Source organism: Trichocoleus sp. FACHB-40, assembly GCF_014695915.1.
GTDB lineage: Bacteria > Cyanobacteriota > Cyanobacteriia > Cyanobacteriales > FACHB-T130 > Funiculus > Funiculus sociatus.
In genome coordinates this window covers 47,590-68,932 of sequence record NZ_JACJPF010000066.1, presented here as the reverse complement: position 1 = coordinate 68,932, position 21,343 = coordinate 47,590, and the positions used below count along the sequence as shown (strand labels likewise).

The window sequence follows — 21,343 nt, the reverse complement described above, 5'->3', positions numbered from 1 at the left end:
TAGAGATGCGATTGACTTTACTTGTGCTAGGCAAGCACAAGATTCAGGAGGAAAATCGGCAACCTTTACGGCTTTTATATTACTAAGTCAATTCGTAGTTACCCGGAATAAAGATGTATTAATTAATAGATTTATATTTAATTAATATAGCTTTACTATAACTTTAATAAAAGCTTTGAGCTTTGCTTTTATTATTAGTTGATATACACAGGAAAAAGCTATGAAAAAACTCTTGGCCTTAGCAGCTTTAACGCTCTTTATTCCGTTATTTCACGCGAAAGCCGAAGCAGCCACTATGATTAAGGTTTCGCAAGAATCAAGAGCAGGAGCAGGTGACTTTAACAGCAACATTTTAGGATATATCAAAGCCTTCAGCACCGCCAAGACAGCAGCTGAGTATTATAAGTACAGTTCGCACTACTACGGTGGATTGTCTAATGATGCCTCACCAGAGTTAACTGCTAAGCAATCTCACCTTTTCTTTGTAGATGCTGCCGATGGGCTGTCACTATTCACTGTTCATGATAAGCCGGGTAATGTAATTGGTGGTGCAGCAAAAATGCGTTTCGATTTGTTGGGGGATACCGCCTCATTAAAGATGGTGGATGATCCGGGGGAAGCGATCGCATCTGCTGATGGCACTGTCTTCATCGCAGATCACGCCTGGTCGCCCTGCTGCACTGATGGTTTAGCTATAGGTTCCCTGGATGGCAACTGGGAAATGAAGGTGCAATTCAATGGCTGGTACAGAGGGTTGAACGGATGGAAAGCTTATTCATCGTCGTCCAAATCGTCAACTATTTCGCTGGCGATGCAAAATTATCGGAGAGTTCAATTAAACGTAGTACCCGCTTCTATCCCTGAGCCTTCCAGCATTGCCTCTATAGCTTTTGCTAGTTTTCTGGCACTAGCTGTACTTCGTCGCCAACCCAAGGGCATTTTGTAAAAGATTATCCGTGACGAAAGTCATGGTTGGGTTTAGGAATTTCTTCTGATGCAATCGAGAATATTTTTTGTTTACTATAGAGAGAACGAACCGGAAAAAGGATAGAACACGGTGAAACTCAAACTGATTTCGATGTTAGCTGGAGCGGTTGTATTTTTCGTTCCCTTCACTTCAAGTGCAGCTTTTGCCCAAACCAATTCGCCAAGCGCCCCGGCATCTAGCGGATTGATGGGTATCGAATTAACGCCGCAACAAAAAACTAAAATCGAACAGATTCGCAGTAATACTCGATCCCAAATTGAAAATATTCTGACGGCAGAGCAAAAAAATAAATTTAAAGCTGCTGTGGGCCAAGGTCAGGATATGCGTAGGGCTTTCGCGGCGATGAATTTATCTGACCAGCAGAAAACTCAACTGCAAGGTATTTTTCAGTCGGCAGCATCGCAGTTTTCCGCAACGCTTACTCAAGAACAGCGGCAGACAATCATGGAAAATATGCGATCGCGTCAGCAGCCGCAACAAAACCCGAAATAAGTTTCATCAGCTCTGTTGTTAGAGTCAATCTTTTCCCTCAGATTCAATATGCTGGGGCGGAATGTTCCGCAAATTGTGGAAATTGCGATCGCTTCCAAAAACCTCTTTTGGTTGCACCTTAGCTGATTTTATCGACTCCCATCACCTGTGCAACCATTACTGGGGAAGCTGACTTTGGGCAATGTGCAAGCCTTGTCTGCCGTTGAATTAGATGCAAATGCGGGGCAGCCATTGTGTCTGCCTCAGCAGCCATCAAGGATTTTATATTAGGGTGTTCATCACATTTTTAATGCCATTATTAAATTTATTTTTTCCCCCATTAGCGGGGTGTCGAACTTTCTGAAAAGCCAATCCCATTTTTGCGAGAGTTTTTTCAGCTTCGTTTCCGACAGCTACAACAATATTTATATCAAATAATATAATTAAGTCTTTTAAAAAATACTCCCCAATGTTTATTTCTTCTTTAGTTGGCGTTCGATTAGATTGCTGATTTCCAACTTTAAAAGGATGAAAAGGGAAGGCATTCCAAAGTAAAGGGATTTGCTGATATTTTAGCAAGGCTTCCCAAACAATGGTTGCACTCTGCTCTTTATAAACTCGATCAAACTCATTAGTTTTCCGGTAGCCCCTGGATTCGCCAAATAATCTAATTTTATCAAATCCATTTAATAGAATAAATTCGCTGGTAAAAGGAACACCTGTTAAACGACACCCTCTATGCCCTGGAGCTTCTCCAACTAACAAAATTTTGGGGTCACTTTCTGCTAGATGTTTCAAGTATAAAAATAAATTTTCTCTTCTGACCTCATTTACCGAAAAATCATAAGAATACTGATTAAATACCTTATTGCCAGATTTAAAGTTAGATAGCTCTTTGATAAATTTGTGAAATTTATCGTTCATCTTCTTAAGCGTTATCAAAGAATTAGCATCAGATTTGAAGAGAAAAAAGAGAGAAGAAATCGGAAGCCGTCTATAGTAACTTTGGTAGTCAACCCCTCCCCCCGCATTCTAAGTGTAGTCGAATCAGCTAAGATAGCAAGGCAAACGTGAACCGTAACAGGGTAGGGAAACTCCGGTGTAATTCCGGGGCTGTGCCGCAGCTGTGAGCGATTTTTGTCCTTGGCTATGACGAATCGTTAGCCAGAATGCCTACCTGTTGCGAGGCGCATTCTATTTCCTGCGTTGCACGGGAAAAAAGTTGTAAATCCATGCCTACTATCAATTCAACCACTCTGATTACTCAGCCCTTGGAATTATCGCCACTACCGCTACACCGCCCGTTATTGATGATTGGTCATGGGACAAAAGATAATGACGGACGGCAGAGTTTGCTGGATTTTGCGGCAGCATATCAAGCTTTAGACACCTCTAGACCTGTTCTTCCTTGTTTTCTAGAACTCACTGGCCCGACAATTCAGGAGGGGGTAGATCGGTGTGTGGAGGAGGGTTACACGGAAATTTCGGTGTTGCCGATTTTGCTATTTGCGGCGCGACACAATAAGTTTGACGTGACCAATGAGTTAGACCGGGCAAGGGCTAGACATCCCCAGTTAAAGTTTTACTACGGACGACATTTTGGGATTACGCCTGGGATTTTGGATTTGTGGCGATCGCGTCTTGCTGAACTAGACCAACCTCAATGGAACCGTTCAGACACCGTACTGCTATTTGTCGGTCGCGGTTCCAGCGATCCCGATGCTAACGGCGACGTTTATAAACTTGCCCGGATTGTGTGGGAAGGTAGCGGTTATCAGACTGTGGAAACTTGCTTTATCGGCATTACCCACCCGCGTCTAGAAGAAGGTTTCCGTCGCGCCAGACTCTACCAGCCTAAACGAATTATTGTCCTGCCGTATTTTCTGTTTACAGGAGTCCTGGTTAAAAAGATATTTGAAATTACTGCCCAGCAGCAAGAACAATATCCCGACATTTCCATGACTTGTCTGCCAGAAATGGGCATTCACCCGCAGTTGTTGTCTGTATTGCGAGAACGGGAAATCGAAACCCAGCTGGGACAAGTGCAGATGAATTGTGAAATGTGCAAATTCCGACTAGCAGCAGTTGGGAACGGTAACGGACACACTCACGATCACCACAACCACCATGACCACGGTCACGACCATTCCCACGCCGCCGCCGATCCCTATGCGAATTTAGAGCGTTACCATGAGAAGATTTGGCAAGCGCCTTGAACAAATGGGTAATAGGTAGTAGGTAATAGGTAATAGGGTTAGATTTTCCTACCAATTACCCATTACCGTTTACCTACAACTTATGTCTAAAGAATTTTCAATTGGTGAGCGAGTCCGGGTGGTAGCATTGCCACCATACGTCAAAACAGCGGAACCGATGCCAATGCTGCGTCCTCCTGATGTGATTCAGCTTGGGGAAGAAGGCATCGTTATGGATCGTCGTCCGGGGGGATATTGGGGTGTCCGGTTTTCCACGGGAGCTTTTTTGATGGATAGCCAGTATATTGAGCCTGTGTCAGTGACAACTGAATCAATCCAGTCAGGTGCAGAGGTAAGGGATACAACAGCGCACACAACATCACCTGAACAAAAGTATTTTGTTGACCCCAGCTGAGTAGATGGATGCGATCGCACTCTTTATATGCTGCTATAGGCAGCTACTCGCGCTCTTTTTCCTGTAGCGTTCTGTGTGATGACGGTTCGTTTTTTGGTAGAGTGCGATCGCTCATTCCCCCAAAGTCAATAATCCCTCCCGAAAATTCACCACTAGAGGCAGAGTCATTAACTACTGCGAACCTAACAATATTTCTGTTATTTCTTCCCGTGCAAAAACTGGGATTTCCAACTCTTGTCCATTCAATAGCACTTACCTAAATAAATATCGAAAGTGGTTTCACCCTGTGCTGTACGCAGTTCTTCCTTACCGATATAAGCCCAATCAAGACCATCTAAATCTTGTTTGTTGATTGCCACGAAGCCTGTGAAACCTGTATCCAATAGCACATCTACCGTCAGATTTATGCCAGCAGCAGTAATCAAATCTATTTCAAAATATAGCTGACCCCTGCTGCCAAAAGTACCCTGAATCATATTCTGCCTGTGGCTCCCGTCTCATTCAAACAAAAGACACAGTGGATAGAATTTAGGTGCTTATCATTTGCCTTTTGATGAGCCATCATTTTATTAGCATCAATGAAATAATCACCACTGTCTGGTTCAACGGCAATATACCAGCCATAGTCTTCCTCGATTAAATTGGGGCGCACTCGCTCAAGAATTATCCGACAACGCTTATGAAAAGCTTCATTTTCAGCTTTGTGTCTGGCGATAACGTGTGTTCTGGAAATACTCGACCGTGACGGGCGTATTTTTTTGGAGTTGCTTCAGTCATAGTGTTAAACATCTGTTGCAGTTGCTTTTATTTTAGGCAAAAAAAATTGAAACCCTATGGTTATGGATTGAGAAATTCCAGGAAGAAAAGAAAGCGATCGCACTCTTCTCTTCCTTTATTTCACGTCATTGTGGCTAATTTATTTTAACTACTTGCCCTAACACTGAGAATTAAACTATCGAGTTCTAACTGCATATGAAAACAGACTTTTTCATGGCAATCATTTACATAATCGCGACAAAGAGCCGCGTCACGACCATAACGCTCAAATACAATTGGCGGACATACGCGAGTATGAATTTGTATTGGTAGAGGAAAATTTGGTAAAGGGCCAATTCCCAAAACCCAAGGCAACCCCAAATAAATCGGAAAAACACCCGTATCTAAATCTAATTTCCAGGGAAAACCCCATTCATGTAGTTGGCGTACCTGGTCATAAAAATCTGCCAAAACAATCAGAGTATCGTGAGCGCCATAAGAAATAATTGGTACAATTGGCACCTCTTCCCGTAGCGCCAATTTAATAAATCCTTTACGCCCTGCAAAATGAATGCGATCGCGCATATAGTAGGGACGAAACAAATCTTCAGCACCGCCGGGATAGACCAGAACAGAAGCATCTCGCTGAAGGGCAGCGATTGCCATCTTCGGATGAGCAATAACTGCCCCTACGCTAGAGCCAGGGATAGCGAAAATAGGAGACTTCCAAGCCGCCGGGTGCATTAGCCCGTAAATCAGGCGATCGTAACCAAACCTGCGAAACCAGTCATACATGAACATAGACGTATCGGGTGAAGCCAAGCCGCCATTATGGGAACCGACAATCAGCGTTTTTCCCGACTGGGGCATATGATGCCAACCATCAGTTTGAACCCGAAAATAGTAACGGTAAAACCATTCCCAAATCGGCATCCAAGATTTAATTGCATCGGGACTTCGATCTTCTAAAGACCAACCATCAAATCGATGGTCAGAGGCTTTACCCGTATTCAGCAAACTGTTTGTAAAAGTTTCAAAATAATCAAACAATGGTTCTCAACCGCCTTAAAGATAGGTACTGGGGATTGGGGGCTGGGGACTGGGGGCTGGAGGCTGGGTAGTGGGGGCTGGGGACTAGGGACTAGGGACTGGGTAAGATTCTTCCCAATCCCTAGTCCCTAGTCCCAATCCCCAATTCCCAATTCCCAATCCCTCATTTTCGCGGAAGGTCGGGCCAAAGGAGAGCGATCGCTAGCCGTACTGATTCCCCCACCATCGAAAAACGAGCTGCCTTTGCCGCCGTTTCCTCCCAGCGTAGCAACTGCTGCTGGAACATCGGGTCAAGACGCGCCCGCTTCACAATTGCCTGACTAATAACTGACTTTTGGATTTCCTCTGTCGAGATCCCCTGAGTTTTAAGGAAATTCAGAAGCCGCTGTACGCTGTCCACAAACTGGTCTGGCGTTTGGGAGAGGATAATCATTTGGATTTGCTTGACCACTTCTTGATACATCCGCAGCCGCTGATCTGGTGAGGGTGGCGGTGGCGGTGGTTGTGGTGGCTGTACTGTTTCTATCACATTTTCTGAGCGAGGCTTGATTTGCAGCAGATCCAACATGGCTTGGCGAGAAGAAGCGACCCGCCCAAGCATTTCCGGGTACAACTCTAAAATCCGTTGAGCAAGGGTTTTGGCATTCACAAAATGACTGGATACCAGCCGCAGCAGATAGCGAGCCTCTAATTGTTCGTAAGACTTAATACTCAGTTCTAAGTCAGGACAATCTAGTTGTACCTGAGCCAGGGTAAAGACTAGCGCTTCCCAGTTAGGAGATTCTTGCAAAAAAACTTCTATTGTGGTGGAGGCATTAGTATCATTTTTGCCATGTTCGGGATCTGGCTTGCCTAATTCTCCCGGCTGAAAATCGCGACCCACAGGAAAGCGATCGCTTGGTTTTTTTGTAGTGTAATTGAACCGGGTAAAAACATAACGACAATCAACCTTAGAAAAATCTACATCCTCAATGTGCCAATTACTGATGCAACAACCAGTCATGTGCGCCTGGTCGAGATTGGTGCGAATTAGATGACTCTCCAAAAGACAGGCATCGACTAAATTAGCCTCACTTAAAGTGGCATCACTCAAATAAGCACCGCTCAAATCTGCCCGTTGCAGATCCGCAGAGCGTAAATTTGCCTCGCTCAAATCGGCCCGTAACAGATACACATCCTGCAAGATAGCTCGTAATAAATAAGCTTTTCTTAAAGTTGCCTTGAGTAAATAAGCCCCAGTCAGATTAACCCGACTCAAATCAGCACCGTTAAGAATTGCTTCGCTCAAATCTGCCCCCGCCAGAATTGACCGATGCAAGTTTGCGTCACTCAAATTTGCCCCTCGCAGGTAAGCGGCGGTAAGGTCAGCTTCCGTTAAATTGGTGCCAACCAACTTCGCCTCTCGTAAATTGGCTTCTTCCAGATGAGCTTCCCGGAGATTTGCGCCGCTGAGGTTAGCGCTAATTAAACTAGCGCGACGCAGATTTGCCTCCATCAACTCCGTCCCAATTAAATTAGTGCTGTTGAGTTTGGCGGATTCTAGATTAATCTGATCCAGCTTAGCCCCCTCTAGGTTCGCACCGCTCAAGTCTGCCTCTTGGAGAACTGCCCAGTTGAGGTCTGCTTTTTGCAAGGTTGCTAAACGCAAGTCTACTTTGCCCAATTTTGCACGGCTCAAAGTTGCAGAATTGAGATTGGCAGCGTTGAGGATAGCGCTACGCATATCAGCTTGGCGCAGACTTGCCCCGATGAGTTTAGCGTTACTTAAAGTTGCCCAGCTGAGGTTAGCACCAGTCAAGTCAGCCCCAGTCAAGTCGATATCGCGCAGATTGACCCCACTGAGGCTAGCTCCACTGAGGTCAACATGGGAAAAATCGCGCTCTCCTTGTTTATATCTGTCGAGAAAATTATGTAATTGCATGGGGCGGTTGCCAGAAAGCGATTAGCCGCTAGGAATAAGCTAACAACTCTACTTAAAGCGCCTGTGGTTAATTATTCCTCAGTCTACCCAGATACAGCTAAACACAGAATGAAGGCTGTTACCCGCTCATGGCAATTTTTTCGTTCCTGGGCTGCGGCCAGGGAATGTTAAGAGTGGGGCGAAGAGCCTCACCGATAGTGCAAGCGTTCTTTGTGATTGCAGCCTGGGAACGAGGATATGGCGAGAAAAAATTTCTCCTTGTCCCCAGCCCCTAGTCCCTAGCCCCCAGTCCCTTTTATGGCAACCATCGGGGCTGTAAGCCTGGTAAAGGTAGCTGTTCGGGTTGCATCTGGGTGCGGGGTTCTCCTGGTTTTGAGGAGGTTAGGGGAAGCAGCCAGAGGTTACTGGTAGCGATCGCTTGCCCTTCATCTGTTCTCAAACCATCCGCTGTGGGGGGTATTCCGGGGGAGGTGACAACTTGATCGAATAGCAGCGCTAACCCATCTGGTGACAAACTCATGTGAATGTCGCGCTGGGTGGGCAATAGCAACAGCGGCTTCACGGCATTTGCATCCAGAGGACTTGTGGAATTTTTGATGTCAATTGCGGCAATGTAAGGCTGTTCTTGGTAATCTGTTCCAGTGAGTAGCTGTGTTAGCAGACAGTAGAGTATCTCCTTTTGGGGAGCAAATTCGCAACCCAGAATTGAGCCGTTTGTCCGCAGGAGTTCTTTCTGTACGCCAGAGTTAGTGACCAGAAAAAGCGATCGCGTGTAATCTGTGTTGAATTTAACGAAAGTGCCTGCCGATCCATCTCTGGCGAACCCTAGCACTAAACCAAATTTCGGCAGAAAATCCAACGGCTTTGCGGCTGGGGTGAGTGGCAGAATGGCGATACCTTCTCCTTGAGCGATCGCTACTGTCTCACTATCCGGCGCTATCAAAAATTCTCCTCCCGGTTGGTTTTTCAACGGTTGTGGCGGAGCATCTTCTCGCACTACCCACAGTCCAAATTCTGCGGGATTTTTGCTGTTCACGCGCTGCACAACAATTGTTTCCCCATCCGCCGACAAGTCAAATTTGAGATTTTGGTAATCTGTGTTATTTAGAACCACGTTCAGTCTGCCTGCTGGCGGTGATTCTTCGTTAGATTTTCCGGAATCGGAACTTATTCCCGTGGTTACGGTGTAAATTTGTTGTTCCGACAAGCCTGGTTTATTATTCCTCGAATCGGTGGCAGAAAACAATATTTTTTCGCCATCTGGGTAAGACTTAAAGTCCATTACTACCAGGTCTTTAGGCGTCAGAACTGTTTTTTTATTTTGAGTAAAGTTGTAGAGGATTAATTGCCCTTGTTCTTCCTTCTCAACTCCCAGATAAACCATAGCGCGATCGCGGGTGCGAAACTGTCCCGTAAACGGCTGCATTTCCTTTCCTACACGACTCGTTCCTATGCGCTCGTTTGCCCCTTCTAAGCTTACTTTATAAGCTGTGTCATAAGGCGCTGGGGAAGTTAAGGTATAAGACATTTTCCGCCCTGCCCAGCTGAATTTACCCGGCAAAGGTGGCTCAATACGCAGATTTGCTTCCACACTGCCACGATCCATTGGGCGGCTAAAGGTGAGGATAAAGGAAGGATCATTAGCACCTACTTGTTTTCTCTGCCAGCTGAAATCTCGCACGCGAGGCCCGGTGACTAAAAGGCAATTGGTGCCACTGGCGCAGGCATTGCCACCCCACAACATTAGCCCTATCACCAGACTCAGCAATAGCATTAGCGCTAAGGCAAGGCGATCAATTGGTTGAAGAAATTGTTTGGAAGTCATTGGTCAGTTGTCAGTTGTCATCTTAAGAGTTGTCCAGTTATCAAGTTGAAACGTTATCAGGTTCTAGCCACTTTCTAACCTGATAAAGTTCAAACGCCAATAGACAACAAACAGCCCAAATAGTTAATAATCATAGGGATTCTTTGGCGGGTCTATTTTTTTAAGTGAATTTGCTTTGATGGTGAGTTGACGTTTACCTTGGAATGTTTCGGTAATCATCTCACCTTCGATTTCTAACCAAGTGTCGGGAATATAGGCATTGCGATTTTCAATTAGTTTTACGGGCAACCCTACTGGATAAGCATCTGCTGCACAGCAGGTAATTATAAATCGGGATATTAGCAGGTATTCTGGCGGTAGTTCTGGTGGATGAACCACGAATCCTTGAACTTTGGCTTTCTGACCTGTGTAGGCGTCGGGTTCGGGGTTGAAGTTTAGCGTCCGCACCCAGTCAATTAGCGATCGCTGTTCCGGTCGTACTGACGAACGAAATGCTTGGGGATTCGATCTGGTAAAGCTAATAGATTCAGTAACACCCCGTTCTAGTGCTGTTGCAGAGGTAAACACGCGGGGGGCAATTAGTAAACCCAATATCGCTGTCGCCAGCAGCAATATGCTACTCCATCCTGGGGGAAACAAGGTGATATGCTGAAGAACCGCTACAGTTCGATTTCGCTCCCTACCATTAAACAGGTCTTGGAGCAGTTGTACAGCTTTCAATACCGCCAAGATTAACAAAGATATACCAGTTACAATCACCAGCCAGAAATAATCTTCGTGAATCAGTAAGTATAATTGCCCTGTGATCCGGTATTTTAGCAGCAATATTCCCCACGCTAAGAATGCCAAGACATCCAAGCTAGGGATGATAAATTTTTGGGAAATAAGCTTTGGTTGATTGGTCATTGGTCAAGGGGGGACTAGGGATTGGGGATTGGGGACTGGGGATTGGGAAAAAGTCTTACCTAGTCCCTAGTCCCTAGCCCCCAGTTCCCTGACATCAGAAAAAGTAGGTATAAAACAAGGTAAAGATGAAGGTCAGTTGGGCGGCGAGTCCAAAGAGATAGAATACTGCTCTGGGTTTAAGAATTGATAACATCAATCCGATGCCTTTGAGGTCAATCATCGGGCCAAATACCAGAAAAGCTAGTAAAGATCCACTGGTAAAAGCTGAGGCAAAGGAGAGGGCAAAAAAGGAATCTACGGTTGAACAAATCGACACCAGTGCAGCCAATACCATCATGGCGACGATGGAGGTAATTGGCCCTTGACCAAGACTTAGGATAAGTTCGCGGGGTGCGAGTACTTGAATAGCCGCGGCGATCGCACTTCCCAAAATTAACACGCCCCCCAGTTCCCGCAGCTCCTGCACTGTATTATCTAGCAACATCCGCAGCTTGTAGGGTAGCGGTTTTGAGCTTATATTACCCGCCATTGTGTTGCCAAGAGCCACGGCATCCATTGGCGTCGGCCCAGACTGTCCCAGCCAAAACGTTCCCGATTGTAGCAAGGTGGGAGTTTTATCTTCCAGTCTTGATTTTGATTGGGGACGGGGTATGGCGCAAGCGATCGCTGGTTGCAGGATTGGTTTCAAATTACCCTGAACGCTGAATACGGAAGCAATGATGGTTGCGATCGCTAACGAAAATACTACCCGCAACACGACAATTTCCGGCTGATCTCGAAATGCCACCCAGGTAGACCAGATCACAATCGGATTGATTGTTGGCGCTGCCAGCAAAAACCCAATCGCTACTGGTGATGGCACCCCTTGAATCAGCAACCGCCGCGCTACTGGCACATTACCGCACTCGCACACTGGAAACAAGAAGCCTACACAGCTGCCCACAAAAGCCCCTAAAATTGGGTTCTTCGGCATGGCACCAATCAGCTTCCGCTCATCGATAAACAACAGCAGTATACCGGAGAGCAAAACCCCCACTAGCAAGAAAGGCATTGCCTCTACTAGCAAACTTAAAAACAAGGTGAAAGCGTTGTGCAGTTGATTCATGCTGTTGGTCGTGAGTAGCCTTTTCTAGCTTTTTGCGGCTGCCAAGCCATTTTAGCGGTAATTACTGTTGATTTGATGAATGTGGTATTCGACGAGGTATTGTTGCAATTGTTTCAATTGTTTCTTTCAACATCCCAAACGTATAAGTATTTTCCTCAAACAAAGAGAAATGCTGGTTCTCTAGATTACAAATTTATAGGTAATTTTGAGTAATTTCAGCATTTTTGCTGATGATGTATTTCTGATTACACTGTAAATTTACTCAAGACAGTAAGATATTTATAAAACATTTATGAATCAGGCTCAAGCTTTAAGACTGGATATCAGTTATGTAGCGCAACCTGACATGAATGCCCTTGGAGCACCGCCCTTGTCACTCCAGGTAAGCGATCGCTATTTATCCTTACAATCCACGCTTCAGGAACTATCACTGCACGATGGTCAGGTTGAAACCGATAAAATCGGCAGGGAGGTGGCTGGGGCTTTCAAAGCTAATCCTCTCCTTCCAGGCATCATCTTAAACCAGCAAGGTCGTTTGGCTGGGATGATTTCCCGGCGGCGATTTTTAGAATTCATGAGTCGTCCCTACGGGTTAGAATTGTTTTCTCAGCGACCAATTGAGTGTTTATACCGAGCTGCTCAAACGGAGATGTTAACTTTTCCAGGGGAAACACCGATCGTGACGGCGGCCCGTCGGTCTTTAGATCGACGCCCTGAGTTACTTGATGAACCGATTGTGGTAGAGGTGGCACCGCAAGTTTACCGTTTATTGGATGTACATCAATTACTCCTAGCTCAGGCGCAAATTCATGAATTGGCAACCCAGCTGGTGACTCAACTCTACAACCAGCTGGCAATTACAAACCAACAGTTACTACACCTGGCAAGTTCTGATAGCTTAACTGGGGTTGCCAACCGTCGCCGTTTTGATGAGTATTTCCTTTCTTGCTGGCAACAGATGCAGGAAAATAGTTCTGGGCTATGCCTGATTCTGTGCGATGTTGACTTTTTCAAAAAGTATAACGATACCTACGGTCATCAAGCAGGTGATGACTGTTTACGGCAGGTAGCTGCTGCCATTGAGCAAACGGTGAAGCATCCTGAAGATTTGGTAGCACGTTATGGCGGGGAAGAATTTGCCATAATTGTGCCGCACACGCCGCTTGCTGGTGCGGTTCATGTTGCAGAATCTATTCAACAGGCAGTCAAAGCTTTGAAAATTCCCCATGCTTGTTCAGAGGTTAGCGAGTACGTCACCGTCAGTTTAGGTGTTGCCATCGGTTTTCCCAGTCCAGCTTTCTCACCATCAATGCTGGTTACGGCAGCTGACGAGATGCTGTACAAAGCAAAGCAGACTGGACGCGATCGCGTTAGCGTATGCAGCTTTTAGTATTTCCAGGCGTTATTTAAGCCATTGGCAACTTATTAAATGAAAAAATATTTTCTTTAATAAATATATAGTTAAACTTTAACTTCCTTCAAAAAAAATTATATTTTAGTCTACGAAAATTAAATTATCTAATTGATTTATAAGTTAAGATTTGATTAAAATAAACTTTAGATTAGATTAAAAGTAAATAAATATTGTAGGAAAAATCTTTATTATATAAATTAGTAAAATTGAGTGCTACAGTAAAAATACGATATTATTAAAAAAGTTGAAATAACTAACTCAGGGATATTATGGTTAGTTTGCAAAAGTCCAAGGCCGAATTATCAATATTACCGGAATTCGCTACCAAAAAGCTGAGTTTGGAGTCAACTCTTCAAGAGCTGTCACTATACGATTTTCAAATAGAAGCCTCATGCCAGGGCAAAGAAGTTGCTCAGAGGTTTGAAGTTAACAAGCTGTTGCCGGGAGTCATTTTGACCACAGAAAATAAATTTGTGGGGATGATTTCGCGGGGACGGTTTTTAGAACAAATGAGTCGCCCTTATGGGTTGGAACTATTTTTAAAACGCTCTCTAAAATCTCTATATGAATTTGCCGCAACAAATTTTTTAAAATTACCAGGTGATACGTTAATTGTGACGGCAGCAAAATTGTCTTTGCAGCGTCCACCTGAGTTACTAAATGAACCGATTGTAGTAGAGTTGGCGAATGGAGTGTATCGGTTAGTAGACGTGCATCAATTACTGGTAGCTCAGTCTCAGATTCACGAACTGACAACTCAGCTTTTAGATGAGCAAACCAAAGCCCAAATGTTGCAAGCAGAAAAAATGGCGACTTTGGGGCGGATGGTTGCTGAAATTGCCCATGAAATTAAAAATCCGGTTAACTGCATTAATGGTAATTCCGCATTCATGTCAACTTACTGTCAAGACTTGATGCAGTTAGTGGCAGCTTATGAAGCAGAACCAAATATATCAGCTAAAATTGTTGACCTCAAAGAAGAAATTGAACTAGATTTTCTTTTGGAAGATTTGCCAAAGTTAATAGAAAGTATGAAAGTGAGCGCGGAGCGATTGACGAAAATCGTTAGCGGCCTACAAAACTTTTCTCACTTGGATGAAAATAAGCGTCAAACCGTTGATTTGCACGAATGTATTGAAAGTACCCTACTAATTTTAAATAATCCCCTAAAAAATGGTATTGAAGTAATTAAAAATTATGGGGATTTGCCGCTTGTAAGTTGTTACTCAGGACAACTGAGCCAGGTGTTTATGAATATTATCAGTAATGCAATTGATGCTTTAGGGGAAGCAAAAAGTAAGGAAAACGCTCATCCCAATTTCCTCCCAGCAAAAGATTGGCAACCCCAGATCCAAATTACAACTGAAGTTTTAGAAACCAAAGATTCTGAATGGGTAGTAATTAAGATTTCGGATAATGGGCCTGGAATTGAGCCGGAGATTCAAAAGCGGATTTTCGAGACGTTTTTTACCACAAAGCCAGTAGGTAAGGGGACAGGGCTGGGGTTGGCTATAAGTAATCAAATTGTTACGCAAAAGCATGGAGGTAAATTATTTGTGAGATCGCCTCGCTGGAATGCGGCTAATAGCCCCTCCCCGTCTCGGTTGTACGCTGCTAATAGCGTCTCCTCCCATAGTGTAGGGGAGGGCGTTAGCAAAGTGGCTGCAAAGATAGCGACCTTAGAGCATTTAAACAGCGCAATCGGCATGGAAGATTCACAACCAAGCTTCGGCACGGAATTTGAGATCCTGCTGCCGCTTGTTTAATCGGCAGTAGCGCCAACTATATGTAACGCAGGCATATAAGCCTGACCTCATGCAACGCCGCAGGTTAGAACTAACGTACCAAAAAATAATTGTAGAGAAAATATTTCCCGAAAGTAGTTGGAATCAGCCCAAAGTACAGGTGAAAGGCTGCTGGAGATGATAATGTATGTTAATAGCTGAATCCAGCTTCTCTACTGCATTTTGGGCGTTGTGTGTTGGTATCAAATGGATTTATCTCACCTCCATCCTTGTCTCAGGGGAGCGATCGCGATCTCTCTACACAGTCAGCCCTGAGAGAGTTACCCCTGTACAATTTTCAAGTTAAAACCAGCTGCCAGGGTGTAGATGTCGCCCGCACTTTCGAGAAGCAGCCCCTGCTACCTGGAGCAATCCTGATAGAACAAGGTAAGTTTGCAGGTATGATTTCGCGGCGACGGCTCTTGGAGTGCCTGCTTCGTCCTCATCGGCTAGAGTTATTTTTGCACAAACCCCTGCACGTTATCTACAGGTACGATCGCTCTGAGGTTTTAGTGCTTCCCGATAGTACGCCAATTCTGACAGCAACGCAGCAGGCACTAAAGCGATCGCCTGAACTGCGAGCAGAACCAATCGTGGTACAAGTGGGAGCATCTGACTATCGTTTGTTAGATGTTCAGGAATTGAACCTTGTTTCCTGGCAAATTCGAGGAATAGAAACTCAAGTACGATACGAACGCATCCAAGCGCAGATGATCCAAAGTGAAAAAATGGCTAGTTTGGGGCGTTTGGTGGATGGATTATTACACGAAATTTTAGATCCAGTAAGCTTTATTTGGGGAAACTTAACTTATGTCTCAACCTACAGCGATAATTTACTAGAATTGCTGTCTGCTTATGCAGCGTATCTTACTGTTCCGCCTGAAGAAATTGCTGACCTAAAAGAAGATATTGAGTTAGATTTTATCCAACAAGATTTTCCCAGAGCAATTGGCAGCATCCGCTCAGGAGCAGAACGCTTAAAAAAATTGGTATCTGGGTTGCAAAACTTTTGCCATATTGATGATGTTTATCCTAAGCCTGCTGATTTACACGCTAATTTAGATAGTATTCTTTTGTTGTTAAAAAGTCGTCTGACCAGCGAGATTGAGATTATCAGAAATTATGGACATTTACCTCCAGTCCAATGTTACATTGGGCAACTGAACCAGGTTTTTATGAATATTCTCACAAATGCCATTGATGCGTTGATTGAGCAGGCAGTGCGAGAGAAGTATTCCCAAGAGTTTAAAGGGGGAATGCCAGCAGACGCTATACAAAAGTCTCGCATTGAAATCACTACAAAGGTGTTTTCTCGGACTTTTACTAATCCTAATCCGGGAATTTGCGATCTTCGCTGGGTTTCTATTCTGATTGCTGATAATGGGCCGGGAATGTCTCCGGAATTACAGCAGCAAATTTTTGAATCTTTTTCTGTGCAAAAACGTGCTACTAAAGAAACCAGTTTATCGCTAAGTTATGAAATCGTGACAGCAAAGCACGGGGGAGAATTTAAAATGCGATCGCGTAGCGTCTCCCAAGAAGAATCCCCTATCGTTAGCGATCGCCTATACGAAGCGGAATCACAAGCATCCGCAAATGAAAGCATAGAATCTCCTGTAAGCAGCGGTACTGAATTTGAGATTCTGCTGCCCTTAGTGTAACTTCGTAGGTTGGACTACCTGGTGCTGCTTTGTTTACCGCGCCCGTGGTGCGTGGCGTTTGAGGCTTCCGTACTCTACTATTTTAACTAAACCTTACTCAGCAACTATAATCATTTGTTGGGTTGCGCTGTCGTACCACTACGCCCAAGCAAGCTACAACCCCACCTACAATTATTTTAATTTATTACATAAACTATACTTGTAGTAGTTTTTTTGAATTATCCTAATACTAAAATATAAATAAACAACTACAGTTTTTGGCGCTTAGATTATAAGTTTTTTCGGGGTTTTGGGAAGCCTTTGTAATAAATCTCAATTTTCCCATTCAGGCAAATAACTTCCTTAAAATTATTTACTTCTGGAGATTGGCAGTATACAAAACTAGAGGTAAAAATTTGCCAATTTAAGACATTATCAATCAAAAATAAGGCATATATGCAGCCAACTCAAGACATCTTGCTTTATAACTTAATTAACGCTGCTTCCGGCTTTATTGTCGTTAAAGATAACCAGGGACGCTGGTTGATGGCAAATAACTACACAATAGAGCTATTTCGGTTATCAGGAGTAGATTATCAAGGTAAGACAAGCTTAGAACTAGCTGCACACACTGATGACAAAAGTCGGGCCGCTATTTTAGCTTGTGCTGCCTGCGATGAGAAAGTTTGGCGTGAAGGAACTGTCAGCCATAGCGAACAAGTGATTCAAGATGGCGATGGGGAGATAAAGGTATTTGATATCAAAAAAACCCCGCTTTTCAACCCAGATGGCAGCCGCCAAAAGCTATTGGTGAATGGAAGCGACATTACTCGCGCCAAGCTTGCAGAACAAGCTTCTCAAGAGCGCGAACATCGGCTCCTACGCCAACAGACAGCGCTTTTGGAACTGGCAAGTCGGAAATATGGGGAACTACAAGCGGCGTTGCGGGAAATTACAGAGGTGGCAGCGCGGACTCTCGGTGTAGAGCGGGTGAGCGTGTGGTTTTACAATCAAGACTGTTCCCAGATTTGCTGCGCTGACTTGTATGAATTGGGGAATAACTGCCATTCAAACGGGATGAAATTGGCGGCGGCGGACTATCCTAATTACTTCGCTGCGATCAAACAAAAGCGCGTCATTGCAGCTAGCGATGCTCGTAACGATCGGCGTACATCTGAGTTGGGATCTTATCTGGAGCTAGGCATTACCTCCATGTTGGATGCGCCAATTTCTGGATTTGGGGTAATCTGCCATGAACAGACGGGGACGGTTCGGGAGTGGGCGTTAGATGAGCAGAATTTTGCTTGCGCGATCGCGCAAATGGTGGTTTTGGCAATCCAAGAATGCGATCGCCAGCGAAGTGAGTTAGCACTACGGGAGAGCGAAGTACGCTATCGCAAAATTGTTGAGGAGCAAACTGAACTAATCGTCAGGCTTTCACCTGACGGAAAGTTTACCTTGGTCAATGAGGCTTGCTGTCGCTATTTTGGCAAGCAGCGCCAGGAAATGATTGGCGATGACTTTCTGCAATACATTTTAGAAGAAGACAGAGAAAGGGTAGCAAAGCATTTCGCCGCTTTGAGTCGAGAAAACCCGGTGGCGATGATTGAACACAAAGTCATCCTTTCTAATGGAGAAATTCGTATTCAGCAGTGGAGCGATCGCGCCATATTTGACCAGCAGGGATTGGTAGAGTTCCAGTCAGTAGGACGAGATATTACCGAGCGCAAGCAAACTGAAGAAGCCTTAAGAGAAAGCGAAGAAAAATACAAGGTTCTGTTTGAGACATTTCCTCTGGGAATTTCCATTACAGATAAAGCCGGAAATATTATTGAAGCCAATAAAGCATCTGAAAAGATTTTATGTATATCTTCGGTAGAACAGACAAATCGAACTTATGACTGCCAGGAATGGAAGATTGTTCGTCCTGATGGTACACCAATGCCAACAAACGAATTCGCTAGTGTGAAAGCATTAACTGAAAATCGAACTGTTGAAAATATAGAAATGGGGGTTGTAAGAAATGATAAAGAAATCACCTGGCTCAATGTTACGGCTAGTCCTATTATTCTAAAAAATTATGGAGTTGCTATCGCCTATACTGACATCACTGAGCGCAAAGCTATGGAGCAGGCTTTGCGGGAAAGTGAAGAGGGCTTGCGATCGCTTCTTAATAGTGCGCCTTTGTTACTTTGGACATCTGACACCAATGGACTGTGTAACTTTTTCAATCAAGGTTGGCTGGACTTTACCGGACGCACCCTAGAAGAGGAACTAGGCAATGGCTGGGTTCAAAACTTACATCCGGAAGATAGAGAATTACGTCTGGATACGTACCTGTCAGCTTTTGCGGCACGTCAGTGCTTTCTGATAGAATATCGCCTAAAACGTGCAGATGGAAATTATCGCTGGGTTGTGGATAAAGGTGTTCCTCGCTTTAGGAATGGAGGCTTCGAGGGTTATATTGGCTCGTGTTTTGACATCACGGAACGTAAGCAGGTAGAAGAATTTTTGAGAGCAAGCGAAGCTAAAAATCGCGCCCTTCTCGATGCTCTACCAGATTTAATGATGCGCGTTAGTAAGAAAGGCAAAATTTTGGAATGCAAAGCAGCGAAAGACATTTCTATGTTAATCGTTCCAGAGGCATTGGTTGGTAAAACCCTGTGGGATTTTTTGCCCCCAGAGGTAGCACAAGAAGGGATGACTTATATAGAGCGATCGCTCTCGTCTGGGGAAATTCAAACTTGGGAATGTCAGATTATTATTAATGATAGCGTGCGCGAATGTGAAGCTAGAATTGTCACCTGTTCTCAAGGACGGGAAGAGGAAGTTTTAGCTATTATCCGCGATATCACCGAACGCAAGCAAGTAGAAGAAGCGTTACACCGACGCGAACAAGAATTTAGAGCGTTAGCTGAAAACGCGCCTGATATTATTACCCGGTTTGATAAACAACTGCGTCATCTCTACGTAAACCCAGCAGCTAGGAAGGCTTCTGGACTTTCTCCCCAGGCATTCATTGGGAAAACTAATCGAGAGTTGGGTATGCCTGATGAAATAGTATCTTTCTGGGAAAAAGCGATGTCGGAAGTCTGGGAAACAGGCTGCGAAGGTAAGATAGAGTTTGAATTTTTAACACCCGATGGCTTAGCACATTATCAATCTAGAATAGTACCAGAATTTTCGGCAGATGGTTGTGTAGAATCCCTATTATGTGTTACTCGCGATATAAGCGATCGCATTGCTGCGGAAGAAGCACTAAAGAAATCAGAACAGAAACTTTCTCTCCACGTACAGCAAACTCCGTTAGCTGTAATTGAATGGAATATTAATTATGAAATTGTAGAATGGAACCCGTCTGCGGAAGCAATTTTTGGTTATAAAAAAAGTGAAATTATCGGTAGTACAGGTGAAATGATTGTGCCTGAAAATGCTAGAGAACACGTCAATAAAATTTGTTATAAGTTGCTAACAGGTAAGGGTGGTAATCGCAGCACAAACGAGAATATAACCAAAGATGGTAGAGCTATTATTTGTGATTGGTACAACACGTCTTTAGTGGCTCCCAATGGAGAAGTGATGGGCTTTGCCTCCCTAGCTCTGGATATCACAGATCGCGTGCGAGCAGAGGCAGCACTGCGCCAGCAGACACAGCGAGAACGACTGGTAGCAGCTATTACCCAAAGAATTCGCCAATCGCTGAATTTGGAGGAGATTCTTAACACCGCAGTCACAGAGGTGCGGCAATTACTGGAATGCGATCGCGTTTTCATTTACCGCATTTGCTGTGGAAACAGGGGGAATGCGATCGCAGAAGCAGTGGTTCCTGAGTTGCCTAGTCTTCTAGGACAAACTTTTGATGAGGACGTTTTTCCACAAAGCTGCTACGAACGTTATAAAAACGGACAGGTTCGCGTAATCGACAACCTGGAGAATGAGGTAGAACCTTGTTTGGTGGCATTTTTGCAACGCTTGGAGGTAAAAGCTGAACTAATATCGCCGCTGGTTCTGGAATCGGTTGGCTCAAGTTCTAATGAAGGAATTAGAACCTGTGAAGTAGGGACTAGGATAGAGAGGCGAAATTTCGGGGTTCAACAATTTTCTATACCCAATCACCAGTCACAAATCCCTAGTAAAGATGCCAATATATCGGCTTTGGTTACTGAAAAACCACAAGTTAATAGCGTTTCTCTTTGGGGATTGGTGATTGCTCATCAATGTAGTTCAGTACGGATTTGGCAACCGTTTGAAGTTAATTTGCTACAACAGCTGACGACTCAGATAGCGATCGCTATCCAGCAAGCACAACTATATCAACAGCTAGAAGAAGCAAACTATGAGTTACAGCGTTTAGCTTGCTTAGATGGCTTAACTCAGGTGGCAAATCGTCGTCGCTTTGACGAATATCTTGAGCGAGAGTGGCGGCGGTTGGCACGGGAAAAAGCACCGCTAGCTTTGATTATGTGCGATATCGACTTTTTTAAACTTTATAATGATAATTATGGTCATCAAGCGGGAGATAGTTGTTTACAATTGGTCGCCGCTGCTATTAGTCAGATACTGAAGCGTCCTGCGGATTTAGTGGCTCGATATGGAGGCGAAGAATTTGTGGTGATTTTGCCTTACACTAAGACCCAAGGAGCGCTGAAAGTAGCACAGGACATACGCGATCGCATCCGAGAATTGCAGATTTCTCATGCCAAATCCCCAATAAGCCCATACATTACTTTGAGTTTAGGGGTCGCCGTTGTGGTTCCTCTTCCTGATTCCCCCGTTGAACTGATTCATACTGCCGATCTAGCGCTTTATGAGGCAAAAGCAGCTGGACGCGATCGCGCTATTCTAAAAACTTGCCACTGAACATATTTCCTGG

The 21,343-nt window shown here is 44.4% G+C and carries 15 protein-coding genes, 1 pseudogene and 1 riboswitch; of the genes and pseudogenes, 8 read left to right on the top strand and 8 right to left on the bottom strand.

The genetic code is table 11. The features are described from left to right. The first annotated feature begins 220 nt into the window (after positions 1-220). Positions 221-946, top strand: coding sequence for a hypothetical protein (locus tag H6F63_RS15670; protein ID WP_190638512.1), 726 nt, complete (start codon positions 221-223; stop codon positions 944-946). A gap of 111 nt (positions 947-1,057) precedes the next feature. Beyond that, positions 1,058-1,480: a P pilus assembly/Cpx signaling pathway, periplasmic inhibitor/zinc-resistance associated protein gene (locus H6F63_RS15665; protein WP_190424055.1), complete on the top strand. Its 423-nt coding sequence runs from the start codon at positions 1,058-1,060 to the stop codon at positions 1,478-1,480. Between the two features lie 261 nt (positions 1,481-1,741). Here H6F63_RS15665 and H6F63_RS15660 read toward each other — a convergent pair whose 3' ends face one another. Then, positions 1,742-2,383, bottom strand: a complete 642-nt coding sequence (locus tag H6F63_RS15660) for a uracil-DNA glycosylase (protein WP_190638511.1) — start codon at positions 2,381-2,383, stop codon at positions 1,742-1,744. Between the two features lie 141 nt (positions 2,384-2,524). Continuing rightward, positions 2,525-2,655: riboswitch (cobalamin riboswitch) on the top strand. Positions 2,656-2,691: 36 nt separating this feature from the next. On the opposite strand from H6F63_RS15660, the gene H6F63_RS15655 reads away from it, so the two are divergent. Further along, entirely contained in the window at positions 2,692-3,675 is a 984-nt protein-coding gene (locus H6F63_RS15655) for a sirohydrochlorin chelatase (RefSeq protein WP_190638510.1), read from the top strand. An 82-nt stretch (positions 3,676-3,757) separates the two neighbouring features. Continuing rightward, positions 3,758-4,069, top strand: coding sequence for a regulatory protein SipA (gene sipA, locus H6F63_RS15650; protein ID WP_190638509.1), 312 nt, complete (start codon positions 3,758-3,760; stop codon positions 4,067-4,069). Between the two features lie 171 nt (positions 4,070-4,240). Here sipA and H6F63_RS15645 read toward each other — a convergent pair. From H6F63_RS15645 to H6F63_RS15615, 7 genes and pseudogenes are all read right to left on the bottom strand, one after another. Next, positions 4,241-4,545: pseudogene (locus H6F63_RS15645) on the bottom strand (aspartyl protease). Further along, positions 4,542-4,721, bottom strand: coding sequence for a hypothetical protein (locus tag H6F63_RS29440; protein WP_199298064.1), 180 nt, complete (start codon positions 4,719-4,721; stop codon positions 4,542-4,544). The pseudogene H6F63_RS15645 and the gene H6F63_RS29440 overlap by 4 nt, the downstream one beginning before the upstream one ends. A 269-nt stretch (positions 4,722-4,990) precedes the next feature. Further along, entirely contained in the window at positions 4,991-5,875 is an 885-nt protein-coding gene (locus H6F63_RS15635; RefSeq protein WP_347276802.1) for a lysophospholipid acyltransferase family protein, read from the bottom strand. 163 nt (positions 5,876-6,038) lie between these two features. Further along, positions 6,039-7,796 (bottom strand): pentapeptide repeat-containing protein, encoded by a 1,758-nt coding sequence (locus H6F63_RS15630; protein WP_190638508.1) that lies wholly within the window; start codon positions 7,794-7,796, stop codon positions 6,039-6,041. A 295-nt stretch (positions 7,797-8,091) separates the two neighbouring features. Next, complete coding sequence (locus H6F63_RS15625; protein WP_190638507.1) at positions 8,092-9,621, bottom strand: Ig-like domain-containing protein; 1,530 nt, start codon at positions 9,619-9,621, stop codon at positions 8,092-8,094. A gap of 123 nt (positions 9,622-9,744) precedes the next feature. After that, positions 9,745-10,527 (bottom strand): TIGR03943 family protein, encoded by a 783-nt coding sequence (locus tag H6F63_RS15620; protein WP_190638506.1) that lies wholly within the window; start codon positions 10,525-10,527, stop codon positions 9,745-9,747. Positions 10,528-10,621: 94 nt separating this feature from the next. Next, positions 10,622-11,632, bottom strand: coding sequence for a permease (locus H6F63_RS15615; RefSeq protein WP_190638505.1), 1,011 nt, complete (start codon positions 11,630-11,632; stop codon positions 10,622-10,624). A 292-nt stretch (positions 11,633-11,924) separates the two neighbouring features. Between H6F63_RS15615 and H6F63_RS15610 the strand changes: the two genes are divergently transcribed. From H6F63_RS15610 to H6F63_RS15595, 4 genes are all read left to right on the top strand, one after another. Then, positions 11,925-13,022 carry a GGDEF domain-containing protein gene (locus H6F63_RS15610; protein WP_199295268.1) on the top strand — a complete coding sequence of 366 codons (1,098 nt, stop codon included), beginning with the start codon at positions 11,925-11,927 and terminating at the stop codon, positions 13,020-13,022. 293 nt (positions 13,023-13,315) lie between these two features. Next, positions 13,316-14,812, top strand: a complete 1,497-nt coding sequence (locus H6F63_RS15605) for an ATP-binding protein (RefSeq protein WP_190638504.1) — start codon at positions 13,316-13,318, stop codon at positions 14,810-14,812. A 212-nt stretch (positions 14,813-15,024) separates the two neighbouring features. Continuing rightward, on the top strand, positions 15,025-16,491 hold the full coding sequence (locus H6F63_RS15600) for a HAMP domain-containing sensor histidine kinase (protein WP_190638503.1): 1,467 nt from the start codon (positions 15,025-15,027) through the stop codon (positions 16,489-16,491). Positions 16,492-16,926: 435 nt separating this feature from the next. After that, the gene (locus tag H6F63_RS15595) at positions 16,927-21,330 is read left to right on the top strand and encodes a PAS domain S-box protein (protein ID WP_190638502.1); all 4,404 of its coding nucleotides are present in this window, start codon (positions 16,927-16,929) and stop codon (positions 21,328-21,330) included. The last annotated feature ends 13 nt before the right edge of the window (positions 21,331-21,343 follow it).